Annotated in this window: 1 protein-coding gene and 1 pseudogene; both read left to right on the top strand. The window is 49.9% G+C overall.

Annotated elements, in window-relative coordinates; all coding sequences use genetic code 11:
• Positions 1 to 42: 42 nt before the first annotated feature.
• Positions 43 to 612, top strand: coding sequence for a helix-turn-helix domain-containing protein (locus ATL39_RS00340; RefSeq protein ID WP_342768736.1), 570 nt, complete (start codon positions 43 to 45; stop codon positions 610 to 612).
• Positions 606 to 1,442, top strand: a pseudogene (locus tag ATL39_RS00335) (IS3 family transposase); the annotation flags it as partial. The gene ATL39_RS00340 and the pseudogene ATL39_RS00335, both read left to right, overlap by 7 nt.
• Positions 1,443 to 1,468 lie beyond the last annotated feature (26 nt).

Here is a 1,468-nt window from a genome sequence, read left to right as displayed (position 1 = left end):
GGTAGTGCACCCCAAAAGTTAGAGTAAAATCTAACGTTTGGGGTGTTTTCTTTGGCTAAATATAGTGATGCGTTTAAAGAACAACTGGTTCAGGAATACCTTCGCGGTCCTAAAGGATATAAACGGTTGGCTAAAAAGTATGGGCTACCGTCCATGAGTCCGATAAAAGAATGGGTCGATGCTTATCGACTCTTGGGCCGAGAGGGATTAAAAAGAAAAACGAAAAAAAGCACCTACACTGGTTCCTTTAAATGGGATGTTTTATACTGGAGAAAACAAAGAGGAGCTTCCCTTCAGGAGACGGCGGAGGCCTTCGGCCTCCCTCGTGCTTCATTGATCGCCGCCTGGAACCGGACCTGGGAACAAGAAGGCATGGCGGGACTGGAAGAGAAGCCGAAAGGAAGACCTCCTATGACCGATAAATCATCTCGTAAGCCACTATCCTCCCCGCCTGTTTCCAGAGAAGCGCAGCTGGAACGGGAAAATGAGCTTCTCCGTTTGGAGAATGCCTACCTAAAAAAGCTCCGGGCTTTTCGGAAGAAGCCAGCTCCCTCTCCCGAAAAGCACAAGCAGGGCTTGCGTTCGAGCTCCAGGAAAAAGGATTCCGATTGACAGATGTGTTGAATCAAGTAAACATTCCAGAAGCCACCTATTATTATCATGTGAAGCGCTTGAACCAGGAAGACTCGGACGCTGCCCTGAAAGCACAGATTCAAGCTATTTATGAGCGGCATCAAGGCACCTATGGCTATCGGCGGATCCATGCCCAGCTGCGGGCCGAGGGATGGCATGTGAATCACAAAAAAGTGCAGCGACTGATGACGTGTCTTGGTCTGGCCTGCACGGCCTTTATTCGGAAGTCGCGCTACCGCTCCTATAAAGGCACGGTGGGCAAGGTCACAAACAATCGGTTGAACCGACGGTTCAACAGCTCCATTCCTCTGCAGAAACTAACCACGGATATCACCGAGTTTAAGTGTACAGCGGACCGGAAACTTTACCTGAATCCCGTTCTGGATTTATACAACGGGGAGATTATTGCCTACGGCATCTCGGACCGCCCGACGCTGGATCTGGTTCTGGCCCCTCTGCGGAAGACGCTGACTATCGTACGAAAGCAGGCCAGGTTCCGCACCACCATTCATTCAGACCAGGGCTGGCACTATCAGCACCGGGCCTGGACCACCTTGTTGAAAACCAACCGTGTGTTTGCCAGCATGTCCCGGAAAGCGACCTGCGCAGACAACGCCCCGATAGAAAATTTCTTCGGGCTGTTAAAACAGGAAATGTACTATGGAAAAGAGCTTGTCTCCTACGAAGAGCTCAAACAAAGGTTGGAAGCCTATATTCATTACTACAATCACGATCGGATCAAATTAAAATTGGCTGGCCAAAGCCCGGTGAAGTACCGAACATCGACCAGCCAACTCGCTGCATCATAAAACTTTAACTTTTAGGGGTCACTACC

Source organism: Sinobaca qinghaiensis (assembly GCF_003610495.1).
GTDB classification, from domain to species: Bacteria; Bacillota; Bacilli; order Bacillales; family Marinococcaceae; genus Sinobaca; species Sinobaca qinghaiensis.
This window is presented reverse-complemented; position numbering and strand designations above follow the sequence as displayed.